The following is a 22,999-nucleotide window of genomic DNA, read 5'->3' on the forward strand; positions in this document are numbered from 1 at the left end:
ATTTTATTTTTTTAAGACAATAATATTTTTCCAAGTAGGTTCATAGACAGCGATCCTTGCCCGCCGGTTCCTCTTGAGAGGTAAAAGCGTTTAGGATACTGATTAAAAGAAGAATTAAACTGCTGGTAGGTTACACCATTACTTTCTGCAATGACATATACAACGCCGTTATAATAAGCAATGTGAAAGGTTTCGTTTCTGACAGGGAGATATTCTCCCTGATAGATTATCCAGTTTCCCTCACCACCATAGGCTGCAAAACCGTAAAATACTCCATCATCTCCAATGATTCCCCCTTGAAAATAGCTTAGGAAATTGGCCCCATAGTTAGACAGGTTATTATTTACAGAAAAAGAAACCATAAATCCGGCATTAATGTCTGCAACAGAAATTAAATTATCAGATTGGGCAGATGAACCTGGGGATAATGATATAGAGGTATCTGTTATTGCCGCACTTCCCGTTAATGTTGCCCAGTTGGTAATTCCTGTAAACTGACTGTAGGTAAGCCCAGCTTTTACAATGAGTTCGGGAGAGCTGGGATTTGTTAATCCATTATGCGTAACAAATACCTGATAATATCCCTCCGGTTTTGTGCTCCAGTTGATCCCAAAATTCAAATTATTGGGAAAGTTCTGCATTACCGTAAAGTTATCTACGCTATATTCTTCAGGAGTGGTTAAGTTGGTACCATTGACATCTTTGATCCTTTTAACCTTAATATATGCATTAGGCGAAACGTTATCTACAAAGAGATTTAACCCCACCAAGGTGGTGTACTGAATAAAGTTTTTTGTATTATCAATAAACGGCAGCAGCAGCACATCTATTCTGGGAGTTCCGGTTGCAAACTTTTCTGTTGAAAGCTTCATACGATTTCTCCATGCTAATTTTTCTGCATCATTCAACAATAGCGGGTAATTGGAAATCATGTTTTTACCATTACTCCAGGAAAGCTGCCCTGAAGAATTCTGAACCATCATTCTGTTGAATGTTGTATCTGCAGATTTATCACTCAATCCTGTTATGGAATAATAAAATCCGGAGGTCCCGAAAGTCCAGTTGGCTCCAAGTGTCAATCCTGCGCCCGGCACCGTGGTGAGAGAAGAGTTAGCTATGTTTTTTCCTAAATCCCCTGCAGGCAGTTTTGCTACTTTTCCGGTATCATCTAAACCTACAATTTTCGGATAATTCTGTGCATTTCCTTCAATAGAAGGCATATCCAGCTTATGATCCAGTTTTTCTCTTGTCTGAATGTTATATTGTGCCTGGTTTTTAATTCCTTCTGCTGTAAATGAAGGGTTTGAAATCGAAAGATGAGTATCTGACAGCTCCAATGGAATAGTGCCATCGGTAACAGCATGAGTTTTCAGATCTCCATTCTGATCAATGGCATAATCTGTATAAATAGGTGAACCCGGTTCGGCTACCTGGTAAATGACATTGGTTTCTCTTTCTCCTACCGGAGGCAATTCATTTACACGTATAATTTTTCCTATAATAGACATATTCGTATTTTTTTTGATTAATAATTTTTATACCCAATCTCCTGAGATAATTTTCTGCCCGTCACCGGTTTCCACACCTAAAAGATGGTCATTGGATTCAAAATTAGTAGCACAGAAATTCCCCAGTTCATCATCAAACTTCACATCAGGTTCACAGCTGCAAGGCAAAGCTTTTTCAACTTTCAGCCCAATAGATCCTGCCTGAAGAATGGTAAGGGAAGTAGGAATTTTCTCTCTCCATGGTTCTCCTTCTTTAGTTGCTTTAGGTGAGCGTAGTTCATCTACAATAGATAAGAACAGAGGGTCATCAATAACAGGAACTTCTCCTCCGTTCCAGATTTGTCCTGTAGCAAGGAAATGCCTTACAGCCTCTTCAAAGCCTGGTCTTACGGTAACGATTACTCTTGCCATACCCGACTGCATGAAAGCTCTGAAAGTAGGATCATTATCATCAAACTGATACAAATCTGCCCAGGATTTTCTTTCTCCCCAATAATAAGGATAGAAATAATAGCTCATGATCTCCCATTCAAATGCCTGTTCCATAAACTTGATAAAGGCGGAATATCTGTCAAGCTTTTCATCCACTTTAATATCTGTATTTTCAAAAGTCTCTGTAGTGGAATTGTCATTGGTGTAATATCTCTTTTTACCAAAAGTGAGCAATGCGTCAGGATTTTGATTAAGCATATAGGAAATACAGTTTCTTCTTAAGATTGTATTTTCTATTTTTCTGTAAAACCCGGGATTTGATCCTTTGATCTGAACTCCCAAAGCTTTCGCATCAGCTAAAGCAGCTTCATATTTACTTAATTCTGTTTTATAGGCTTCAATAATTTTATTGAATGCTTTCTGCAGCCATCCGTTCTTATATTCTTCCTGCAGCACGCATTTGATATTGACTGTTGCATGGAAATAATGAGCATTGGTAGTTGCTATTGTGATTGGAACTTCTCTGACAAATTTTAAAAATGCATTGGGAGCACTCTCTCCTCCTACTAATAAACTGGCTCCACTTCCCCAGCCATTATAACCAGGAAAAGAGTTTTGGCTTTTCACAACATAAGATTCAGTAATATAATGTTCCGGAATAGCAATAAGATCTGATTTTGAAGAAGCCTGTTTTGATTCCGTAGAAGAATAATCAATTGATTTTCCAACATAGACTACAGGTTCCAGTCTTTCATCAACTTCTACATTATAATAGCCTAACCAGTATTTCAGTTTTGTAGAGTCTGCAAGAGCGCTCCAGTCTTTGATCTGCATACCGGCAGACTCTCTTGGATCGATTGGCTTTACCAATTGATTTTCAGAAGTATTGCTTATTTTTATTCCCAGAGCATGTAGTTTGGCCGGCTCAGGAATCATAAACTCAAACATCATACGTTTTCCGTAGTTAAAGATTTGATTCTTTACCACTTTATCCACCCAACGGTAAACCCCTACAACATGATTATTTCCTTTGGTATTATCAAACCCATGCTTGTTGTTTTCCTCATACTCTTCCAGAATTTTGTCAATACGTTCTTCTTTTACTTTGGTGATAATTCTTTCAAGGGCTCTTGCCGTAATATCTTTAGCCTCAGTGACAGCCTGCCTGTTGCTTTCTTCTTTGGAGCTATGGGTAGCATAATTAGCTGCAGTATTTAACATATACTTTGCTCCCGCTCCCCACGATGCATTAAACCCTGCCTGTGCCGCAAAATCTTTGGACTCCTGAAGGACTTTTGAAATTTCGCTTTGCATCTCATTTCTCTCTGTAGAAGTAGTATCCGTTAATTTCTCTTTTTCGGATTCTGTGGACCTGGTGGTTTGAGATTCGCTTCTTTTGAGTCTTCTTGTTGATTTTTCCTTGTATTCTTTTGCCATGATATTTTCAATGTGGGAAACATCTCCCTCTACATAGCAATAAGTACTTTGTTCTACTTTCCGGTAGTCAGCAATTCCAATATTTTTCATTCCAAAACCTGATGGGATAAATGGTTGATCCTCTTCAGGTGTTGTAGGGTTATCTTTGTTTTTGAGGCAAATGCTTCCTTCCCCTGTCAGGTTATAAATTTTGGTTACTGAATCTATTCCTCCTGCAGTATATATCGTCATAGGAATTTTACAGAGATATACCTTCCCGTCATCAAGAGTAAGCTCTGCTTCAAGCTGACAACCGTTCTTTATGGCATCTGTAATTTGTAACTGAGGCAAAATACCATCACTAAACAGAGATAAGTAATCTCCTCCACCCGCAACTTTTAGTTGATTTGAGGTTTGAACTACATTACCGCTATTATCCAATATTTTGACTGTTCCTGAAGCTGATGAAAACAGCGATGTCGTCTCGCCGGGCGTCATACTTAGCAACCATCTGTCCGAATAATTCTGAAAAGATCGGGTTCTTAATAAAACAGGCAGGCAATTACCAGATCCACCTCCGTCACCTCCGGTTGTTTTATTTTTTAACGTAAATGTTCCGCTTCCCTGAAATCTGTATATACTGTTTGATGTCCATAACAGCCTCCCTTTCATAATGTATACAAGACCATCATTAAGAGTAACCTCGCCTTCTAATAAAATAGCTTCATATCCCCTTACTGTAGTATTGGGTATTTTTTCCGGGTAATCAAATAAAGATGTTACGTTGGGCGCATCAAAAGTGGATGCTACAGTTCCGCTGGCCAAAATATACTGATCTTCAGATTTAATATTGTATTTTCCGCTTACAATATGTTTTGGATCATTGATATCGGTTGCCAAAATCATGGAATGGTCGCCGATTCCAAAGGGGGCATTTGTTGTTGAAACAGTAAAGGAGATTTCCTGGGTATTGATTGATTGTGTTACAGGAATAACAACCCCTCCCACAGTTTTGGAAACCTGCGGATTAAGGTTTGTATTATTTAAGATCGTTTGCTCTAACAGCTGATTGTTTTGTTCAATAGTTTGAAAAAGCTCTGTAAATGTAGAAACTCCTTTCAGGGCTTCAGCCAGATCAGAAGTTTTGAATACCTGTTGTAAAGCTTCGGTATTTTCTTTGTTCAGTTGTCTTAACAGACCTTCTGTTTCAATTTCAGGACGGAAATCAAATTTAAAAACAGGGACTTCCGGAACCGGAATATATTTTAAACTTGATAAACCTTCGTTATTTTGTGCTGCCAGAAAAATTTCCTTTTGATATTCCTGCTCCTTTATCTGCCGGTCATATTCTGCCTGTGCCGGCCTTGCAGTTTCTAAGTATTCTTCATAAGCTATACTATATGCTGACTCATACTCTTTTTGATAGTTTTTTTCAAATTCTTTTAAAGTAATAACCAGGTCCCTGGTTCTTTTAAGATTTATCGTTGCTTCTGCAAATTTCAGATTACTTTTATTGAAGGGGACACTACCTGACATTTTACCCTCTGCCCTTGGCACTACAGTATTGGAAGATTCTTTCCCTTTTGCCTTGAAAAGTTCTTTAGGAAGGACTACTTTTGCTTTGATTACATCTTCATACTGCTCCTGCGTTCCATAGTAATTGGATAAAATATGATCTAAATGTAAAAACTGCATGAGTGTTTCTTTTGCGTAAAAATCCTTCTGAGTCACCACCTGATAAATAAGATTATCCCAGATTGTAGAATTGATTTCAACAATTTGCTGAGATTTTTTGTAAGCATTGATCTTATCATCAAATTCAGTTTTAGTAGCTTTTTCTTTATTTTTTGACACCCAGACAGCCAGTTCATAGAATTCTATATTCCTCGCTTTTAAAGAGTCCTCAGTTTCTATGGTTAAATCTGTAATTTTTTCACAGACATTCTTCAATGATTCTCCTGCTTCTACTCTTGAATCAATTACTCCTTTTTGTGTAAGAATATTTCTGAAAATGAATCTTCTTTCTTTGTTTTTGGGTTCAGATAGCTCAGCACTACGCATTGTCGCAAATCTGAATAAGGTTTGTGAGCCATTATTTTGATTAATTGCTTCCATTTTTTTTGTAAATTGGGTTGATTTTAAAATAGGTTAAGATCTGAAGCTCTTTTTAGTAGAGTAATCTTCAGGTTTTAGCCTTATTTTTTTAGGTGGTTTCCGGCAAAAGATATCCACCTTATGTTTTTAAGTCGATTTTCATTTCTGTGTTTTTCTGAAGCAAATATCCATCGCAGAAGCGACAGAAGTTGACGTATAAAAACATTTTTTGCTTTTATATTCTAAAGCTTTGGGCCAAACAGCCTTAGTATTCTCAATATTTTAATACATTTGTTATAAAACATATTTCAAATGAATTTCGAGCAGGTCAACCTACACCTTGAGGCTTACAAAGAACACAACCAGATTCTGGATGCGGCCAAATACCTGATCCATTCTTTTAATCTGGAACATGACAACTTTGCAGGATTCGGATTCAGGGAAGAGCTTTCTCCTACTTCAATGCTGCTTACTGCGGAAGGAGAACTGGGAGGGCCGCAGACCGTTATGATCCCGAAAAATTTATTTGATTTTGACCTGAATCTTGTTCTTAATATGGTAGCTCATGAAATGCTCCATGTGAGGCAAAAAGCACCCGGACAGGTAATTGAAGATAAGAATGAAAGAGAATTTCAGGCCTATTATGAGATGCTTTTTCACAAAGTATTTCCGCAGGTTCCGGAAGTTTCAGATTTTCATAAAAAATTCTTCGGCGGAAAAGCTCTGGAATACTATAAAAGAATGGGTGAAGGTTCAGAATTACAACAAAAATATGCAGAACAGAAAACAGAAGTAGAACATTTAATTAACAATTTACCATGAACTTAAAACCTGACATTACCTGGGCAGATTTTGAAAAAATAGATATCCGATGCGGAACCATCATCTCAGTAAATGATTTTGAGAAAGCGAGAAACCCATCTTACCAGTTGGAAATTGACTTCGGAGATCTTGGAATAAAAAAATCATCAGCGCAGATTACCTCCCTTTATCAGAAAGAAGAATTGATAGGAAAACAAATCCTGGCGGTGGTGAACTTCCCTAAAAAACAGATTGCTAATTTCTTCAGCGAATGTCTTGTGCTGGGATTATATGGTGAGGATAAGAAGGATGTCACTCTTCTAGCCCCTTCATTACCCACAAAAAACGGAATGCAGGTAGGATAATCTTCTATAAAATAAAAAAACCTCACAGTAAATCTGTAAGGTTTTTACATTTGTTAATATCACGCATTACTGATGCAGTGTTTTTATTCCAAGATTAGTTATCTGACCGAATGTAACCGGCACATTTCCCGTGTTTTCATCTATATATCCTGTATTATTTGCAGCATCATAGGAAACTGTATAATTTCCCTGTGGCAGTCCTGAGAACATAAAAAAGCCGTCAGGATTAGGAATTGCCGTGGAAATAGTATCAGAAGCCATAATCGCATGAACCACTGCCTGTGCAGCCTGCGGTTGAACGTATCCTTTTATCTGACCATTGGTCAGCTCTGAGAATGTCCTGATCACCGGCTTTAATATATAAGAATCATTTCCTGTTGTTACCACTGATCTTCCGGCATCAAAATCGATCCATACGGTATAAGCCCCGTTGGCAGATAAGGTCTGATGCCAGTTAAATTTCAGTCCGCTTTGCTGGGCTGACGGGGTTTGTAACGGATAAGGCACTCCGTTTACCACGATACTGTTATTGGGCCCGAGAACCATTCTCATCTGAGACACATTACCCTCAGGAAGCACTGCCTGCCCCAGAACAACATCTGTCCCGTTTTTAAATTTAAGCAGGTTATAAACGCCCGGAGTAGGAAAGTTTAATAGCGTCCATTCACCATTGCTGTTAATTTCAATTTTCTGAATATCGATATTTACAGCATCATACGCTGCGGGACCATCGGTAAGTCTCACATTCACTGTTGCAGTACCATTTTCATCAGAATCACTACATGAGCTTATGAATAATAAACCGATACTGCTTCCCACAATAAATAATTTCTTCATAAGAATATATTTTATGTATTATAAAAACGCTTTGGATAATTAGTTTATTATGTCATATATTTCGGTATATAAAAAAGCAAAAAATGATCCAAAATATTCCTTTAGAAAGAGTTTTATTCCTTGATATTGAAACGGTTCCGCAGGCAGCCGCCTGGGAGGAGCTGTCTGAAACGGAACAGCATCTCTGGGATAAAAAAACAAAATTTCAGAGAAAAGATGAGATCTCTGCAGAAGATTTTTATGACAGGGCCGGTATTATGGCTGAGTTCGGAAAAATCATCTGTATCACTATCGGAATGGTTGAAAAGAATGATACGCTGAAAATAAAAAGTTTTTCCGGGCATGATGAGAAAAAAATGCTTCAGGAATTCGGGGCTATTTTCAACAGTCCGAGACTTCAAAATGTCATTCTCTGTGCTCATAACGGAAAAGAATTTGATTTTCCCTGGATCGCCAGACGGTATCTGATCAATGGAATGATGCCCCCAACGCCTTTCCAGATGTTTGGGAAAAAACCATGGGAAGTTCCCCATATAGATACGATGGAGCTGTGGAAATTCGGGGATTATAAAAGTTTTGTTTCTCTGGAACTGCTGGCTCATGTCTTTGGTATTCCTACTCCGAAGGATGATATTGACGGCTCAATGGTTTCATCAATTTACTACATAGAAAAAGACTTGCAGAGAATTGTTGACTATTGTGAAAAAGATGTCTTAACTTTGGCAAATATTTTCCGGCGTATGCGTCAGGAAGATTTGTTGAAAAGGAATATCAATTTAGATTAAAAAATGAAATTTACAGACGATCAAATTGCTGACATTGGTGAAGAAATCATCAACGTGCTTAAAACCGTATATGATCCCGAAATTCCGGTAGATATTTACGAATTAGGACTGATTTATGATGTACAGATCTCCGATGACGCTGATGTAAAAATTATAATGACTCTTACTACTCCGAACTGCCCTGTTGCTGAAACGCTTCCACAGGAAGTAAAAGACAAGGTTGCGGAAGTAGAAAATGTAAAAAGTGTTGATCTGGAACTTACTTTTGAACCTAGCTGGAACAAGGATATGATGAGCGAAGAGGCTAAGTTTGAATTGGGAATGCTATAAAATTATTCAAAAAACGGCAAAGAAAACCGGATGAAGAATCAGTCTCCATTTATTATTTCTTTGCTTCACTTAAATAAAAAATAAGTGCAATTGAACAATTGTATGCAACAAAAGGATGCCTAACCGGACATCCTTTTTGCTTTTTATATCATTTAAATCTCCTTTGCAATTTCTTTTCCTTCCCTTCTGCTCCATTCACTCCATGAACCCACATACAGATCCGGTATTGGGAACCCTGCATAATCCAGGGCTAAAATCGTATGACATGCAGTAACTCCCGATCCGCAGTGAATGATCAGATGCTCCGCTTTGTTTTCTAACAATTGCCTGTATTTTTCCTTTAGAGTTTCCGGCTTTAGAAAATATCCGTTCTCATCCAGGTTTTCAGAAAAAGGAATATTGACTGCTCCCGGAATATGTCCTGCCACCAGGTCAATAGGCTCAGATTCACCCTTGTAGCGATACGCATCTCTTACATCAATGACTGTGGAAGATTTGTTTTCCAGTTCATTTTCAACATCTTCCAGATTTGAAACAGGAAGAGCCCAATGATCTTTCCGGATCAATGCGGTTTTATTAAATGTTTCTTCTCCGTTAGAAAAATCCACGCCATTATTTTCTGCAGCCTGCATTCCACCATCCAGAACCTGAACATTTTCAAGTCCGAAAGATCTTAGCATCCACCATGCTCTTGCCGCCGCATTTGATCCGTTTTTATCATCATAAACAATGATATGGGAATCTTCAGAAATACCAAGACCTGAAAGTGTCTCTGCAAATTTTTCTACAGCAGGGAGGGGATGCCTTCCTCCAAAAGCAGCATTTTCCCCTATCTCAGCAAGATCTTTATCCAGATCAATGAATCTTGCTCCTTTAATATGTTTTTCCAAATAGTTTTGTCTGGCATCTTTTCCTGTCCTTGCATCAAGAATGATAAGGTTTTCTGTTTGAAGATTCTTTAATCCTGAGGGTGAAATTATTGGAGACATATTGTTGAATTTTAGGTTATTCTAATTAGATTTTGGCTAAAGCCAATGAATTGATGGATATAGTAAAGCGGGCTAAAGCCCGCTCCTATTTATATTTTTTGTTTTCACGCAGATCACACAAATCTCATAGATCTTAATTTTCCAGTTTCTAATCTGCGTAATTTTCTAAATCTGCGAGAGATTTTTAAATCATTTAAAAATGAAAAATATCCTTCGCCTTATTATAAGAGCTTTCAAAGTTTAAAAGATTCAGCTTGTGATCTGCTTTTTCCACACTCATAAAGTTGATGACCTGCTCCGTAGGCATATTTCCCACAAGATCATCTTTCGCCATAGGACATCCTCCGATACCTTTGATAGCACTGTCGAATCTTCGGCAGCCCTGATCATAAGCCGCTTTTAATTTCGAATAAGAATCTTCGTAACGGTTATGAAAATGTCCTCCGAAGTTGATCTCCGGATATTTTGACGGGATTTTTTCAAACAGAAGCGCAATGGTTTCAGGGGTAGCCACTCCTGTAGTATCGGAAAGTAAGATATCCTTTACTCCTATTTCTGAAAATCTTTGTGCCCAATGATCTACATCTTCCCATTTCCACATTTCTCCATACGGATTTCCAAAAGCCATAGAAAAATAAATATTCAGCTGTTTTCCTTCAGTTTTCACCAACTCAAGCATTCTGATAATTTCATCAAAAGCTTCTTCCTGGCTCTTATTGGTATTTCTATGCTGGAATGTCTCAGAAATAGAGAAAGGGAATCCCAGAATATCCACAGACTCATGTTTTAATGCTTTTTCAGCTCCTCTATAGTTGCCGATAATGGCAGAAACTTTGGTCTTGGAACGGGATTTATCGATATTTTCAGCCACCTCATCAGAGTCGGCCATTTGCGGAATTGCTTTGGGAGAAACAAAGCTCAGACAATCCAATACATCAAAGCCAACATCCATTAAGGAGTTGATATAATCTATTTTTTTATCAGTAGGGATAAACTCTCCCCATCCCTGCATTGCATCTCTAGGACATTCGGTAAGAAACATTTTTACTTTTTGATTTTCTCAAATATAATAAAACTAAACTATTTGGTATACTCTACATACAAAGCTAACATTATTTTGATTTTCAAAGTTTTATATGTGATTTATAATTTCAATAACTGATATTCGACTTCAAATAACCTATTCTGAACATCAAATTTGTTAACTTTGTTTAAAATTTAATGCTAATAATGAGTACAATAGAATTCAGCCCATTGTGGAAAGAAAAGTTACTGAACCGTTTTCTCAGTTATGTAAAAATATATTCAACAAGTGATGCAGAAAGTGAATCAACACCTTCTACTGAGCGCCAGTGGGATATTGCCAATTATATTACAGAAGAGCTGAGAACAATCGGTTTAGAAGATGTTTCAATTGATGAGCACGGTTATATTATGGGCTATGTTCCTTCTAATCTTGAGAATGATGACAGACCAACAATCGGATTCATTTCACACTACGATACCTCACCGGATTTCAGCGGAGAAAATGTAAAACCTCAGGTTTGGGAAAATTATGACGGAAATGACCTTTTGCTGAACCAGACAACAGGTTTTACCTTATCACCTTCAAGGTTTGAAAGCTTAAAAAAATATATCGGTAAGACGTTGATTACCACTGACGGAAATACCCTTCTTGGGGCTGACGATAAAGCTGGCTGTGCTGAGATTGTGACAGCAGCAGAATATCTTATCGCTCATCCTGAGATCAAACACGGAAGAATTGCAGTAGGATTTACTCCTGATGAAGAAATCGGAAGAGGAGCTCACAAGTTTGATGTGGCTAAATTCGGTGCCGAATGGGCCTATACTATGGACGGCGGAGAAGTTGGAGAACTTGAATATGAGAACTTTAATGCTGCCGGAGCTGTTGTGAAAATCCACGGATTGAGTGTACACCCGGGATATGCTTATGGTAAAATGATCAATGCTGCTCTTTTAGCTGCTGAATTTGCTCAGATGCTTCCTGCCAATGAAACGCCTTCTACAACTAAAGGTTTTGACGGATTCTATCATTTAATGGATATTACAGCGGATATCTCTGAAGCAAAACTTCAATACATCATCCGTGATCATGATGCTGATAAATTTGAAGCCAGAAAGAAATTCATGGAAGAAAAAGTTGCCGAGTTCAACCAAAAGCATGGTGAGGGAACTGCTGAAGTAGAGATCAAAGAGCAGTACAGAAATATGAAGCAGCAGTTTGAAGGGAAAATGCACATCGTAGATCTTGCAGCCAAAGCAATGACCGAAGCAGGCATTGAACCTAAGATCAAAGCCATCAGAGGCGGTACAGACGGAGCACAATTGTCTTATATGGGACTTCCGTGCCCGAATATCTTTGCCGGAGGAATCAACTTCCACGGACCTTATGAATATGTAGCTTTGGAAAGCATGGAAAAAGCTACTGAAGTAATCATTAACATTGTAAAAGCTTAGTCATGAAAAAGTTCCTGGCATTAGCATGTATTTTCACTTTTATTCTCGGAAGTGCCCAGGTCTCTGAATTTCAGAGAGCAGATTCCCGGTATGAAAGAAAGAAAAACGCTTTGTATAATAAATATCCCAAGCCTAATGATTTAAGGACCAAGAAAGAATGGCTTCTTACCGAAGACAAAATATCAGCATATAAGGATGCCTTGGATAAAGCTTCTGCTGAAGGACAGAAAATGATCGCTTTAGATCCGCCTGTAAAGTCTAAGGTTACTAAAGAAGCTGAATATGATCAGGGGAAAGTATCTTTTCAAAAGTTTTTATATGAAGCGGTGGATCTTGATTTTCTCAACTTTTCATCTGACGCCTACAAAGCTACAATGACTTTTGTAGTGAATTCTAAAGGCAATGCTCTTGATCCTCAGGTAAAAGGGAATAATGAGGATGTCAACGCTTTTATTGAAGCGGCTTTTTACCGCATTAAAGACAAAGGAAAATGGAAGCCGGCAGAAGACAAAGGAAAGCCCGTCTCTTCTACAGTCACTATTCCTTTACAATTAACATTCAAAAAATAAATACAGATAAAACCCGTTTTTGCAGCGGGTTTTATTTTTTTGTTTTTACCCTGTATTCTTATGATCCATATATCTTATTCATTTCCGGATATTTAAGTAAAAAACCGATTCAATTTTTCGTTATATTTACTCAATGCCTGCAAGCAAGGCTAATAACTTTTAACATCAAATTATATTATGAAAAAAATGAAAAAGCTTTTGAGAAAAGATTTATCCGCTATTACCGGAAATGGGATGATTGATACCTGCCACATGAATGGTGATTCTGCCAGCTGCTGGACAGACTGTGAATGCAGTTTCGGAAAAGCCTGTCAGTTGGATGATGATGGAAATCCGGGAAGATGTGTCAGTAGCGGAGGTACTGGCGGTGGAACCGGCGGCGGCGGATGTATTCCACCGAATGACTGTACGGAACAACCTTATTAAAATTCAACCCAATATTAATGTATCGGAAGCTATAACGGCTTCCTTTTTTTATTTTTCATTCAAAACCGGATGCTCGTCAAAGCACCTTTACCATTCATCAAATAAAATTTCATACGGCCTTCAGGATTCGTTGTTTTACATCAAGTTTTTAACAATAATCAATTTATGAAACAACAATTTTTAGCATTATGCGCATTGCTGCTGTGCTTCGCCTGTTCTGTGAAAATTCAGGCACAACAGAAACCGGCTGTACACTTTGGAATCAAGGGAGGGGCAAATTTTACAAAAACCTCAACGGAATCCTCTTCCTTGGAAGGGAAATACGGTTTCGGCTATCAGGCAGGTGTGATGACAAGAGTAGATATTGGAAGCCTGTATGTACAAGGAGAAGCATTATTCAACAAAAGAAAAGCGTCTTACGAAGAAAAATCTGGTGGTTCCGCAAAACTGACCTGGAATGCCATTGATATTCCTGTAGTGGTAGGATATAAAATCATTAAAACCGATGACTTCAATGTAAGAGCATTCGCCGGTGGTGTTTACAGTTACGGTTTCAACAACAAACTGTCAACCTCAGAAGCAATACAGGAAGGTTTCAAAAAGTTTGACAAATCCAATATTGGAATTACAGGAGGAATAGGTTTGGATTATAAAAATTTCACGGTAGATCTCAGGTATGAACACGGATTGTCCAACATCAGTAAGGAATTTAAATCCAAACCCAACAGCTTTAGTCTTGGGATAGGTTATTTCTTATTCTAAAAACTTGAATTATCTTTGACTGATTAGAAACTGTGACCCTGCAGTTTCTAATTTTTTGTAAACCCTCTTCAGACCACTCCATGACAAAATCTCTTGTTTTAAAAGAATACATATTTACCTTTATTTTCTGGCTTGTACTGGCCATTGTATTGTGGTTTAATTTCCAGAGTACAACAGAAAGTTATCTGGCGATGACCCAGGCTGCGATTATTGCCGCATTTTCGTTTGCATTTACTCATTTTTTAACCAATAAGCTTTTGCCGAAAGCTCTTCGGGAAAAGAAAATGAAATTGTTTCTGATACAGCTGGTAATGGTTATTTTCATGCTTAGTCTTGTTTTCTCCGTTATATTCACATATCTTGAAGTTGAACCTAAAGAGCAACTTCCGGAAAACTTCAGAGATCAGCTGCCTTTTTTGTGGAAGGGCTTTTATATGTCTCTTCCCGCCTCATTCCTCATCAACGGAGCAGCATGTGGTGTAAAATTTTACAATGAACATGGAAGAATAGAACGGGATCATATTCTCCTTCAGCAGGCTCATCTTGAAAACCAGCTTAAGCTTTTACAGGATCAGATCAATCCGCATGTAGTATTTAATATCCTGAATCATATCCATATTCTGATGAAAACGGATACCCAGCTTGCCGATTTTTTACTGATGAAATTTTCAGACATTCTAAGATATCAGCTGTATCATTGCAATCAGAACCTTGTTCCTCTCGATAAAGAGATTGAATATCTCCAAAATCTGGTTGAGGTAGAAAAATTAAGATGGGGAAATGAACTTAAAGTAGATGCAACGCTGAAAATCAATAGCACAAAAGCTTTCATTGCTCCTCTCCTGTTGGTTCCTTTTATTGAAAATGCTTTTAAATATGTATGCAGACTTCCCGGACAAACCGGCTATGTAAAGATCTTATGTAAGGAAGAAAATCATTATTTATTCTTTTATGTTGAAAATTCATATTCAGAAATAGCAGTTCATAAAAAGAAAGACGGAGGTATTGGACTGCAAAATGTACAAAAACGGCTGAAATTGCAATATCCTGATGCTTATGATCTTAAAATTGAATCTGACAATCTTGTCTATAAAGTAACTTTAACCTTAAACCTGTCTGAAAATGAGCAATAATACGCCTAAATTGAAATGCCTGATCGTAGATGATGAACCTCTGGCAAGATTCCACCTTAAGGAGCTGGCGGATCAGATTGACTTTTTATCTGTGGAAGGAACCTGTGCCACGGCTCTGGAGGCAGATGCTAAAGTAAAGGAAAGCGAAACAGATCTTCTTTTCCTGGATATCAATATGCCTTATCTGAATGGTATTGACTTCCTTGAACAGCTTGAAAATCCGCCTCTGTGCATTTTCACAACCGCTTATTCCGAATATGCACTGGAAGGATTCCGGCTTCAGGTAGTAGATTATCTTTTGAAGCCAATTGCATTTAACCGTTTTTATCAGGCAGTGAATAAAGCACAGCAGCAGTTTATCATTAACGAAAAATTAAAGAAAAATACTCCACTGGATGACCCTTTTCTGTATGTGAGACAATCTGATACTTTTATCAAGGTTTCCTGGGTAGATATTTTATATATTGAAAGTATGCAGAACTATACCAAGCTGCACTTTAAGGATAAATCTCTGGTGATTCATCAAACCATGAAAGCGATTGAAGAATCGTTGCCTTCCGAACATTTTTTCAGAATTCATAAGTCATTTTTAATCAACATCATTCACATTGATATGATCTCCGGAGGTCGTCTGTTCATCAATAAAACAGAGCTTCCTATTTCCCGTACCCGAAAGGAGGAACTGCTCAATCAGGTGGTGTATAAGAAGCTGATCAGTAAATAAAAGAGGGAAGCCGGAGTATGGGTGGGGGAAACTACTGACGTTAAAAAACATATCAGAGGTACTCCAGCTTCTTTCCTCTGTGTTTTAAGGTAAATTCCAGCGTAAGGATACAGCAGCATAGAATGTGCTGGAAAATCTGGGATCTGCCACTTTTTTGTCTTTGAAGATACTTTTGATTTTTCTTTCACTTTCCGTGAAGTTTCTCACCAGAGTTGATCCTCCAGTAATTCCTATGCTCAACTTATCATTGATCTTGATTTCCGGCCGGAGACCTGCTGTGATCTGCTGATAGCCAAACATCATAGATTTTCCGTCTTTGTTTCTTTCTACGGTCATTCCACTAAGATTAACCACGGCTTTTAAAGTAAAAGCATCTGAGAACTGATATCCTGCTTCTGCCCCTTCCGGGAAATTAATCCGGAATTTAACCTTTCCGTTGGTTTTCCAATCGAAATAGATCCATGGCAGAACCATGGGAACCCCAAAAGCTGTTGTAAGCACAGGTCCTACCCCCAAAGCAAGATTAGGGTTGAAATGCCTGATAAATACGATTCCTCCCTGCCCCAGGACATCATCAAAATTTACCTTTTCCATATCAGTGTATACCCCCACAGAAGCCATCATCATCAGACTCCATTTTTTTCCTAAAGGTCTTACATGCTGTAATCCGACCTGAGCGTTCAGCATCTGATCCGGAAATAACGAGGTGTCATAATTCTTGTGTGACATTTTTGCATAAGAACCACTAAGCAGCATAGACCATGCTTTTACTTTTCCTTCTTTATCCTTTTTTACAGATAACGGAATACTCAGATTCAGATCTACCCTTTTAAAATCACTCTTGGAATCCGTCTTTATACTGTCTTCCGGCCGGATATAATTAGACGCTGGAACATATTCTGTTTTAAGCTCTGCAGAAATCCCTGTTTGTGCGCTCACCCAATACCCCAATGGCAGCAGACAGCAAAAAGCCGTCAAAAGGTTCTTTTTCATATTTTAAATTTTATGCAAAGAGAACCCTTTACCTGTTTTTTACAAAAATTACTTGATTAAGTGTCCGAATGGTATGACCAATAGAAACAATAGCAGGATAAACATTAAGATGGAAGGCCGAATGCGTTCGAAAACTACATCCTCCAACTTCCTGCGTGCTTCAATTAGGCAACAGACTGCTGTACTGCAGCTTCTTTTCCCTTAAATATCTGATATCCGAACCATACAGCGATCAATGCCATTCCGGCGCGGGTTACCACCATTGGAATGATAGAATCGGCTTCTAATAAACCAATCAGCCCGGACATTAAAAAGGTAACCATCAGCTGCATGAATCCAAGCAGTGCTGCAGCTGTACCTCTTCCCTCTTTAAAAGGAGACAGCGCATGTGCTGAGGTAATGGGGAATAAAATCCCGATAGCCAGCAATGACAGGTACAGCATCGCAATTTCAAGCGCCACAGAAAGGTTTTCAGCGGCAATCAGAATATGCAGGGTGCATACCACCAACAGTACAATCGTTGCAATAAATAGCAGACTTGAATTGCTTATTCTTCTGATAAGCTTTGGAGTAATATAAGCCGCCGTTATCAGGGCTAATGAATTAAAAGCAAATATAAAGCTGAATGTCCCGCTGGAAAACCCATGAAGTTCCATAAATAAAAACGGGGCATTGGAAATATAAATAATAAGAGAAGCAAAAGCGATGCTCCCCACCATCGTACTATTGATAAAATCCCGGTTGGAAATGATCATTTTCAGTTGCTCCATCAATCCTTTTTCATCCTGTAACTCATGATCAGGAATACCGATTCTCTTATTCGTTTCCGGTACGTATCTGTATACCATAAAGAAAGTGATCAGCCCCATAATGCACAAGAAAGCAAATGAGCTGTTCCAACCCCAGTATTTCAGGAAAACACTTCCGATCAAAGGAGCAACAATGGGAGCAATACCACTGATCTGGGATTGTTGGGAGAAAATTGTTACAGACTTTTGTTTATCATAAAGATCGATAATAATGGCTCTTCCAATGACAATTCCGGCACTTCCTCCGAAAGCCTGCAGGAAACGCATTGCCCATAAGACATAAATATCTGATGTAAAATAGATGGCTGCAGCACCAATAATAAAAAGTAATAACCCGCAATACAGCATGGGTTTTCGCCCTTTTTTGTCTGATAAAGGACCCCATAAAAGCTGTCCGAAAGCAAATCCTGCAAAGAAAACCGAAATGGAGATCTGGATATGCCCGATATCGGTATTAAAAATTTTGGACATGCTTGGGAAAGCAGGAAGATAAAGATCTATACTCAGAGATTCCAACGTGTTGAGCAGTGCCAGAATAAACACCACAATACCTAACTTCTTCATAAATTTTAGCCTTTACAGGCGGTTTTTTTCAGTGTGCAAAAATGCTTTAAAAAGCAAATGATTACAATAAAAAAACTGAAGGAAGTATAGGACAAATTGAAGACTGAAACATAAAAATGAATAAAATAAGTTATTTTAGACTTACATCAATTGTACATATTGAGGATCATCTTTTTTCATTATTCTTAAAATAATCGGGATTCTGCCCCGTATGTTTCTTAAAAAACCTCGAAAAATATGAAGCATCGTTAAAACCGAGTTTAAAAGCAATCTCTTTCACGGTAAGGGCTCCAAAGCTAAGTTCTCTTTTCGCTTCGAGAACAAGCCGCTGACTGATCATTTTCTTCACTGTTGTTCCTCTCAAAAGACGTACAATGTCATTAAGGTGGTGAGTGCTAATCTTTAATTTCTCAGCGTAGAATGCTGTTTCTTTGTGTACGATATAATGTTTTTCAATAAGCCCTACCAGTTCCTGAATACGCTGGCGGTCATTCAGTAAAGGTTCCTGGGGAGTGATCTGTTCTCCAATAATGATACAGAAAGCTTTCAGATAAGCCTTTAAAAGTTCTGTTCTTGATGCAGCTTTATATTCCTGCTCGATCAGTGCTATGAGTGTACTACAGGTTGTTTCATTTTCAGGATTCAAAAAAAAGGGAAGCTCTCCTCCTGTGAGCACTGATTCTATATCACAGGCTTCGTTGAAAATTTCCCGGCTGATCGCCATGGCATATCCTTCCTCGCCTTCTATTTTCATATTGAATGCCTGGCCCGGTGCAATGATACAGATCTGATTATTCTCAAGTTTATAGCTTTCAAAATCCAATTCTAAACGGCTGTTTTCAAAGACTTCCCTGAACCAGATAATTTCAAAAAAATTGTGCCGGTGCACATCATGAAAATTCTCCGGGCCAGCCGCACTCAAGGTACTCATCTGAAATTCTTCAGAAGTCAGATGGTGAACCGGGATCTCTTTTTCTGGTGTAATCATCACTGTATGTAAAAAATGGTTAGACGGTAAACAAAAACCACAGCAAAAAAATGCTGCGGTTCTCTTACAATATTTAAAATTAAATATAATTTTTCGGTTTTACTGGCTTAAAAAAGCATCCCACCCTTGAGCAGTAAGGGCAACCAGTTGATTGGATCCTCTTGCTACCATAAAGTTTCCTTCTTCTTTTTCTACAGCATGTCCTATAATGGTAAAGTCCGGGTGATTTTTAATTTTATCAAAATCTCCTGCTGAAATGGTGAACAGCAGTTCGTAATCTTCCCCACCACTTAATGCAGTCATTACAGGGTTCAGGTTCATTTCATCCGCAGTAGATATGGTAAGGCTGTCCATCGGCACTTTTTCTTCATACAGTCTGAATCCTACATTGGACTGGTCTGAAAGGTGAAGGATTTCAGAAGCCAGACCATCTGAAATATCAATCATGGAAGTAGGTTTGATATCCAGTTCCTCCAGAATCTTTTTAACGTCTGTTCTAGCCTCAGGCTTCAGCTGTCTTTCCAGGATATAATCGTAGCCTTCCATTTCCGGCTGCATATTCGGGTTCGCCAGGTAAACGGCATGCTCCCTTTCCAGAATCTGTAATCCCATATAAGCTCCTCCCAAATCTCCAGTTACCACAAGAAGATCATTCGGTTTTGCTCCGTTTCTCTTTACGAGATTCTCTTCATTTTCAATTCCTACCGCCGTAATACTCATCACCAATCCTGAATTGGAGCTTGTGGTATCACCACCGATAAGGTCAACTTTATATCTTGTACAAGCCGCCTGAATTCCAGAATAGATCTCTTCCAGGGCTTCTACCGGAAAACGGTTGGAAACTGCCAGAGAAACCAGGATCTGCGTTGGCGTTGCATTCATTGCAGCAATATCGCTGAGGTTTACTACCACTGCTTTGTAGCCTAAATGTTTCAACGGAACATAACCAAGGTTGAAATGCACTCCTTCTGCCAGAACATCAGTAGTAAGAACCACTTTTTTGTTGTCCGGGTTAATAACTGCCGCATCATCTCCTACACCAAGCTCCGAAGACTCATTGGATAAAGGAAAATGCTCAGTCAGATGCTTAATAAGACCGAATTCTCCCAGCTTTGAAATGGGGGTCAGTTCCTGTGATTTATCTTCAAACATAATTTTTATTTATTAAATGATCATTGATAAATGATAGCTGATGATCAGATGTACACCTGATTTCTCGGTAGCTCTGATCATAATCATTCATCATTTAGATATTAATTTCTGCCGGATCAATATTATGGGGATGGAAAGGAAGTTTTTTAAAATCTTCTTTTGATAATACCACAGTTTCCGGGCTTTTATACTTATTCATCGCTTCCACTACATCATCCGGTGGAGTTGTCATTTTTCTGAGCATCATATCGATCCATACTCCCGTAGCTTCTGAAGTGGCACAGTGTACCCCGTCCGGTGTGTAGAACTTGTGTACGAAACGGTAGATTGAAGAGTCTTCTGAGCATCCGTCTATTTCAACACTTACGATTACTGTCTGATCTGCGTAGATCTCTTTAAAGAAAGAATATCTTTCGTGCAGGATTACCGGGCCGATTCCCCATCTGCTCAACTGGGTAACACCCATTTTCTCTTTGGTCATAAAAGCCATTCTGGCTTGCGCACAATACTGTACATAGGATGAATTGGCTAAGTGCTTGTTGGCATCAAGGTCGCTCCATCGCACTTCAAATTTATGGTAGAAAATCATACTGAAATCGTTTTTAGTATCATTAAATAATAATCTTCAAAAATACTCAAATAAGATGGTTTATAAAAATTGTACTTTTGAAAAAATAATCTTCAGCATAGGATTACATATACATGAAACAGATCATCATAATCGGAGGCGGTGCTGCAGGCTTTTTCTGCGCATCCAACCTTGACGGAAACAAATACAGTATTACGATTTTAGAACAGAACTCAGATGTCCTTCAGAAAGTGAAAATTTCGGGAGGCGGACGTTGTAATGTGACCCACGCATGCTTTGATCCCAAAGAGCTGGTACAGTTTTATCCCCGTGGAAATAAAGAATTATTGAGTGTTTTCACCAAATTCCAGCCGGGAGATACGATGGAATGGTTTGACCAGCGAAATGTTCCGCTTAAAATAGAAAATGATAACCGAACGTTTCCTGAAAGCAATTCCTCCCAGACCATCATCAATACTTTTCTGAATGAAACCCAGAAGAAAAATGTTACGGTAAAAACAAAATGTACAGTAAAAGAAATTGAAAAACAGGATGAAAAGTATATAGTAAAAACAAATTCCGGCGACTTTGAAGCTGATTATATCGTTTATACTACGGGAAGTTCTCCAAAATCATTGAAAATCGTTGAAAACCTCGGGCATAAAATTGTTCCTCTTGTTCCTTCCCTTTTTACATTCAATATTAAAGATGAGCTGCTGAAAGATCTTCCGGGAACCAGTTTTGAAAATGCAGGGATCTCAATTCCCCAACTGAAAACAGATGAAAGCGGACCTTTACTCATTACGCACTGGGGGCTGTCTGGTCCGGCTGTTCTGAAGATTTCTGCATGGGAAGCGATAAGTCTGGCAAAACTGAAATACAATTTTGAAATAGAAGTTAACTTTATCTCGATAGATATGGATGAAGCTGAAGAACTATTTCAGAATTTTAAACAAAGTAATCCTAAAAAAAGCATCGGACAATCCAAGATTTTTGAAATCACCAACAGATTCTGGCAGAAGATCTTAGAGATTTCAAAAGTTGACCTCAACAAACAGGTGGCTAATATTTCCGGAAAAGAAATGCAGAAAATTCTGGAAAATCTCTGTAAAAAGAAATTTCAGGTAACGGGAAAATCGACCTTCAAAGATGAATTTGTAACTGCCGGAGGTGTTGATTTAAAGGAAATTAACTTTAAAAACATGTCTTCAAAGCTTCTTCCTCATTTTTATATTGCAGGAGAGGTTTTAAATATAGATGCCGTAACAGGCGGATTCAATTTTCAGGCCTGCTGGAGTGAAGGCTGGCTGATTGCACAGGACTTAAATACTTTATAATATGAAAAAAACAGTAATCCTTATTTTCCTGTTGGGAGCTCAGCTTGCCTTTTCTCAAACTACACAACAGGAAGGGCAGCAACCGACCCCGTCATCAACTGACAGCAATACTGCACCTCAACCTGATGATACTTTTGATACCGCTGTGGAATACCCGGGAGGTATGACTGCATTGAGAACAGATATCGGTATGATCTTCGATCCTTCAAAAATTGGAAATTCCTCTAAAATATCCAAATCTACAACCACGTTTGACGTGAATCCTGACGGAAGCATCAGTTCTGTTTCAACAACAGGAAATAACCCGGGCCTGAATAAAGAAATGGATCGTGTTATCAATTCCTTAAAAACCAAATGGATTCCTGCTACTAAAAACGGGAAAGCGATTAAGTCAGCATATCATATTCCGATGACTTTAAATAATCACTAAATGTTCTCTGACGGAAGAAACTCCTGAAAATTTTAAAAGCGGGTTATATGATTTCAACAGTGTATTAAAATTATTAATTTTACTAAAATATAGATATGAAAAAAATATTAATATTCATTGTATGCCTTGGATTCGGACTCGCTTTTTCTCAGGAAAAGAAAGCAGGGGATTTACCATCTGATCACCCTCCAAAAGGAGCATCTGCTTCTGAAGAGCGTAAACAGGCTGAATATCCCGGAGGAATCAATGTATTTATGAGAGACGTTTTTAAAAAGATAAATACCAAACGGCTCAAAGGAGGTGCCGGAAAGGCGCAGGCCAATGCCAGATTCTCAGTGAATTCCCAGGGAGATATAGACAAGCTAGTTGTAACAGGAAACAATGAAACGGTAAATAAGGAGGTAGAAAGGGTCATGAGATCCATGAAAACCAAATGGACGCCCGGAGAATCAAAAGGAAGTCCTGTAGAAACAATGTATAACCTTCCTTTCATTGTCAATTTTGATTAA

23 protein-coding genes are annotated in these 22,999 nt (G+C 38.4%); 13 read left to right on the plus strand and 10 right to left on the minus strand.

Annotated elements, in window-relative coordinates; all coding sequences use genetic code 11:
• Positions 1-11: 11 nt before the first annotated feature.
• Together ACTJJF_RS13145 and ACTJJF_RS13150 are read right to left on the minus strand one after the other, a co-directional pair.
• Positions 12-1,508 carry a hypothetical protein gene (locus ACTJJF_RS13145; RefSeq protein ID WP_440699939.1) on the minus strand — a complete coding sequence of 499 codons (1,497 nt, stop codon included), beginning with the start codon at positions 1,506-1,508 and terminating at the stop codon, positions 12-14.
• A gap of 27 nt (positions 1,509-1,535) precedes the next feature.
• A complete protein-coding gene (locus ACTJJF_RS13150; protein WP_440699940.1) occupies positions 1,536-5,471 on the minus strand; it encodes a hypothetical protein in 3,936 nt (1,311 codons plus the stop codon).
• Positions 5,472-5,762: 291 nt separating this feature from the next.
• Here ACTJJF_RS13150 and ACTJJF_RS13155 point away from each other — a divergent pair, with 291 nt between their 5' ends.
• Both ACTJJF_RS13155 and ACTJJF_RS13160 read left to right on the plus strand, forming a co-directional pair.
• Entirely contained in the window at positions 5,763-6,272 is a 510-nt protein-coding gene (locus tag ACTJJF_RS13155) for a hypothetical protein (RefSeq protein ID WP_312297355.1), read from the plus strand.
• Positions 6,269-6,616, plus strand: a complete 348-nt coding sequence (locus tag ACTJJF_RS13160; RefSeq protein WP_440699941.1) for a tRNA-binding protein — start codon at positions 6,269-6,271, stop codon at positions 6,614-6,616. The genes ACTJJF_RS13155 and ACTJJF_RS13160 overlap by 4 nt, the downstream gene beginning before the upstream one ends.
• 66 nt (positions 6,617-6,682) lie before the next feature.
• Here the strand turns inward: ACTJJF_RS13160 and ACTJJF_RS13165 are convergent, their stop codons facing one another.
• Positions 6,683-7,453, minus strand: coding sequence for a DUF4382 domain-containing protein (locus ACTJJF_RS13165; RefSeq protein WP_440699942.1), 771 nt, complete (start codon positions 7,451-7,453; stop codon positions 6,683-6,685).
• 83 nt (positions 7,454-7,536) lie between these two features.
• On the opposite strand from ACTJJF_RS13165, the gene ACTJJF_RS13170 reads away from it, so the two are divergent.
• Positions 7,537-8,238, plus strand: a complete 702-nt coding sequence (locus ACTJJF_RS13170; protein ID WP_440699943.1) for a 3'-5' exonuclease — start codon at positions 7,537-7,539, stop codon at positions 8,236-8,238.
• Between the two features lie 3 nt (positions 8,239-8,241).
• Positions 8,242-8,568 carry an SUF system Fe-S cluster assembly protein gene (locus tag ACTJJF_RS13175; protein WP_047098097.1) on the plus strand — a complete coding sequence of 109 codons (327 nt, stop codon included), beginning with the start codon at positions 8,242-8,244 and terminating at the stop codon, positions 8,566-8,568.
• Between the two features lie 152 nt (positions 8,569-8,720).
• Here ACTJJF_RS13175 and ACTJJF_RS13180 read toward each other — a convergent pair whose 3' ends face one another.
• On the minus strand, positions 8,721-9,557 hold the full coding sequence (locus ACTJJF_RS13180; RefSeq protein ID WP_440699944.1) for a sulfurtransferase: 837 nt from the start codon (positions 9,555-9,557) through the stop codon (positions 8,721-8,723).
• Between the two features lie 193 nt (positions 9,558-9,750).
• A complete protein-coding gene (locus tag ACTJJF_RS13185) occupies positions 9,751-10,599 on the minus strand; it encodes a hydroxymethylglutaryl-CoA lyase (protein WP_312297367.1) in 849 nt (282 codons plus the stop codon).
• 188 nt (positions 10,600-10,787) lie between these two features.
• On the opposite strand from ACTJJF_RS13185, the gene pepT reads away from it, so the two are divergent.
• The 6 genes from pepT (at position 10,788) to ACTJJF_RS13215 (ending at position 15,649) form a co-directional block, all read left to right on the plus strand.
• Positions 10,788-12,035, plus strand: a complete 1,248-nt coding sequence (gene pepT / locus ACTJJF_RS13190) for a peptidase T (RefSeq protein WP_312297369.1) — start codon at positions 10,788-10,790, stop codon at positions 12,033-12,035.
• A gap of 2 nt (positions 12,036-12,037) precedes the next feature.
• Positions 12,038-12,604, plus strand: coding sequence for a hypothetical protein (locus ACTJJF_RS13195; RefSeq protein ID WP_440699945.1), 567 nt, complete (start codon positions 12,038-12,040; stop codon positions 12,602-12,604).
• Between the two features lie 186 nt (positions 12,605-12,790).
• Complete coding sequence (locus ACTJJF_RS13200; protein WP_312297373.1) at positions 12,791-13,030, plus strand: hypothetical protein; 240 nt, start codon at positions 12,791-12,793, stop codon at positions 13,028-13,030.
• Between the two features lie 165 nt (positions 13,031-13,195).
• Positions 13,196-13,792, plus strand: coding sequence for a porin family protein (locus ACTJJF_RS13205; RefSeq protein ID WP_312297374.1), 597 nt, complete (start codon positions 13,196-13,198; stop codon positions 13,790-13,792).
• Between the two features lie 80 nt (positions 13,793-13,872).
• On the plus strand, positions 13,873-14,925 hold the full coding sequence (locus ACTJJF_RS13210) for a sensor histidine kinase (protein WP_440699946.1): 1,053 nt from the start codon (positions 13,873-13,875) through the stop codon (positions 14,923-14,925).
• The gene (locus ACTJJF_RS13215) at positions 14,915-15,649 is read left to right on the plus strand and encodes a LytR/AlgR family response regulator transcription factor (protein ID WP_440699947.1); all 735 of its coding nucleotides are present in this window, start codon (positions 14,915-14,917) and stop codon (positions 15,647-15,649) included. Before ACTJJF_RS13210 ends, ACTJJF_RS13215 begins: the two co-directional genes overlap by 11 nt.
• A gap of 84 nt (positions 15,650-15,733) precedes the next feature.
• Here ACTJJF_RS13215 and ACTJJF_RS13220 read toward each other — a convergent pair whose 3' ends face one another.
• The 5 genes from ACTJJF_RS13220 to ACTJJF_RS13240 form a co-directional block, all read right to left on the minus strand.
• Positions 15,734-16,642, minus strand: a complete 909-nt coding sequence (locus ACTJJF_RS13220; RefSeq protein ID WP_440699948.1) for a DUF6268 family outer membrane beta-barrel protein — start codon at positions 16,640-16,642, stop codon at positions 15,734-15,736.
• Between the two features lie 164 nt (positions 16,643-16,806).
• Positions 16,807-18,015: a multidrug effflux MFS transporter gene (locus ACTJJF_RS13225; protein ID WP_440699949.1), complete on the minus strand. Its 1,209-nt coding sequence runs from the start codon at positions 18,013-18,015 to the stop codon at positions 16,807-16,809.
• A gap of 166 nt (positions 18,016-18,181) precedes the next feature.
• Positions 18,182-19,003, minus strand: coding sequence for a helix-turn-helix domain-containing protein (locus tag ACTJJF_RS13230; protein ID WP_312297384.1), 822 nt, complete (start codon positions 19,001-19,003; stop codon positions 18,182-18,184).
• A gap of 99 nt (positions 19,004-19,102) precedes the next feature.
• On the minus strand, positions 19,103-20,155 hold the full coding sequence (thiL, locus tag ACTJJF_RS13235) for a thiamine-phosphate kinase (protein ID WP_440699950.1): 1,053 nt from the start codon (positions 20,153-20,155) through the stop codon (positions 19,103-19,105).
• A gap of 94 nt (positions 20,156-20,249) precedes the next feature.
• Positions 20,250-20,744 carry an acyl-CoA thioesterase gene (locus tag ACTJJF_RS13240; RefSeq protein ID WP_065399963.1) on the minus strand — a complete coding sequence of 165 codons (495 nt, stop codon included), beginning with the start codon at positions 20,742-20,744 and terminating at the stop codon, positions 20,250-20,252.
• 113 nt (positions 20,745-20,857) lie between these two features.
• Here ACTJJF_RS13240 and ACTJJF_RS13245 point away from each other — a divergent pair, with 113 nt between their 5' ends.
• The 3 genes from ACTJJF_RS13245 to ACTJJF_RS13255 all read left to right on the plus strand — a co-directional run bounded on the left by ACTJJF_RS13245 (position 20,858) and on the right by ACTJJF_RS13255 (position 22,999).
• Positions 20,858-22,060, plus strand: coding sequence for an NAD(P)/FAD-dependent oxidoreductase (locus ACTJJF_RS13245; protein WP_440699951.1), 1,203 nt, complete (start codon positions 20,858-20,860; stop codon positions 22,058-22,060).
• A gap of 1 nt (position 22,061) precedes the next feature.
• The gene (locus ACTJJF_RS13250; RefSeq protein ID WP_440699952.1) at positions 22,062-22,490 is read left to right on the plus strand and encodes an energy transducer TonB; all 429 of its coding nucleotides are present in this window, start codon (positions 22,062-22,064) and stop codon (positions 22,488-22,490) included.
• Between the two features lie 95 nt (positions 22,491-22,585).
• Complete coding sequence (locus ACTJJF_RS13255) at positions 22,586-22,999, plus strand: hypothetical protein (RefSeq protein WP_440699953.1); 414 nt, start codon at positions 22,586-22,588, stop codon at positions 22,997-22,999.

The organism is Chryseobacterium sp. 22458, from assembly GCF_052044975.1.
Classification (GTDB): Bacteria; Bacteroidota; Bacteroidia; order Flavobacteriales; family Weeksellaceae; genus Chryseobacterium.

Excerpts from the sequence above, each read along its gene's own strand:
- ACTJJF_RS13250 (WP_440699952.1), top strand. The coding sequence starts at position 22,062 with ATGAAAAAAACAGTAATCCTTATTTTCCTGTTGGGAGCTCAGCTTGCC.
- ACTJJF_RS13240 (WP_065399963.1), bottom strand. The coding sequence starts at position 20,744 with ATGATTTTCTACCATAAATTTGAAGTGCGATGGAGCGACCTTGATGCC.
- ACTJJF_RS13220 (WP_440699948.1), bottom strand. The coding sequence starts at position 16,642 with ATGAAAAAGAACCTTTTGACGGCTTTTTGCTGTCTGCTGCCATTGGGG.
- ACTJJF_RS13245 (WP_440699951.1), top strand. The coding sequence starts at position 20,858 with ATGAAACAGATCATCATAATCGGAGGCGGTGCTGCAGGCTTTTTCTGC.
- ACTJJF_RS13225 (WP_440699949.1), bottom strand. The coding sequence starts at position 18,015 with ATGAAGAAGTTAGGTATTGTGGTGTTTATTCTGGCACTGCTCAACACG.
- ACTJJF_RS13210 (WP_440699946.1), top strand. The coding sequence starts at position 13,873 with ATGACAAAATCTCTTGTTTTAAAAGAATACATATTTACCTTTATTTTC.
- ACTJJF_RS13215 (WP_440699947.1), top strand. The coding sequence starts at position 14,915 with ATGAGCAATAATACGCCTAAATTGAAATGCCTGATCGTAGATGATGAA.
- thiL (WP_440699950.1), bottom strand. The coding sequence starts at position 20,155 with ATGTTTGAAGATAAATCACAGGAACTGACCCCCATTTCAAAGCTGGGA.
- pepT (WP_312297369.1), top strand. The coding sequence starts at position 10,788 with ATGAGTACAATAGAATTCAGCCCATTGTGGAAAGAAAAGTTACTGAAC.
- ACTJJF_RS13170 (WP_440699943.1), top strand. The coding sequence starts at position 7,537 with ATGATCCAAAATATTCCTTTAGAAAGAGTTTTATTCCTTGATATTGAA.
- ACTJJF_RS13145 (WP_440699939.1), bottom strand. The coding sequence starts at position 1,508 with ATGTCTATTATAGGAAAAATTATACGTGTAAATGAATTGCCTCCGGTA.
- ACTJJF_RS13230 (WP_312297384.1), bottom strand. The coding sequence starts at position 19,003 with ATGATTACACCAGAAAAAGAGATCCCGGTTCACCATCTGACTTCTGAA.
- ACTJJF_RS13195 (WP_440699945.1), top strand. The coding sequence starts at position 12,038 with ATGAAAAAGTTCCTGGCATTAGCATGTATTTTCACTTTTATTCTCGGA.
- ACTJJF_RS13150 (WP_440699940.1), bottom strand. The coding sequence starts at position 5,471 with ATGGAAGCAATTAATCAAAATAATGGCTCACAAACCTTATTCAGATTT.
- ACTJJF_RS13155 (WP_312297355.1), top strand. The coding sequence starts at position 5,763 with ATGAATTTCGAGCAGGTCAACCTACACCTTGAGGCTTACAAAGAACAC.
- ACTJJF_RS13200 (WP_312297373.1), top strand. The coding sequence starts at position 12,791 with ATGAAAAAGCTTTTGAGAAAAGATTTATCCGCTATTACCGGAAATGGG.
- ACTJJF_RS13180 (WP_440699944.1), bottom strand. The coding sequence starts at position 9,557 with ATGTCTCCAATAATTTCACCCTCAGGATTAAAGAATCTTCAAACAGAA.
- ACTJJF_RS13255 (WP_440699953.1), top strand. The coding sequence starts at position 22,586 with ATGAAAAAAATATTAATATTCATTGTATGCCTTGGATTCGGACTCGCT.
- ACTJJF_RS13185 (WP_312297367.1), bottom strand. The coding sequence starts at position 10,599 with ATGTTTCTTACCGAATGTCCTAGAGATGCAATGCAGGGATGGGGAGAG.
- ACTJJF_RS13205 (WP_312297374.1), top strand. The coding sequence starts at position 13,196 with ATGAAACAACAATTTTTAGCATTATGCGCATTGCTGCTGTGCTTCGCC.
- ACTJJF_RS13165 (WP_440699942.1), bottom strand. The coding sequence starts at position 7,453 with ATGAAGAAATTATTTATTGTGGGAAGCAGTATCGGTTTATTATTCATA.
- ACTJJF_RS13175 (WP_047098097.1), top strand. The coding sequence starts at position 8,242 with ATGAAATTTACAGACGATCAAATTGCTGACATTGGTGAAGAAATCATC.
- ACTJJF_RS13160 (WP_440699941.1), top strand. The coding sequence starts at position 6,269 with ATGAACTTAAAACCTGACATTACCTGGGCAGATTTTGAAAAAATAGAT.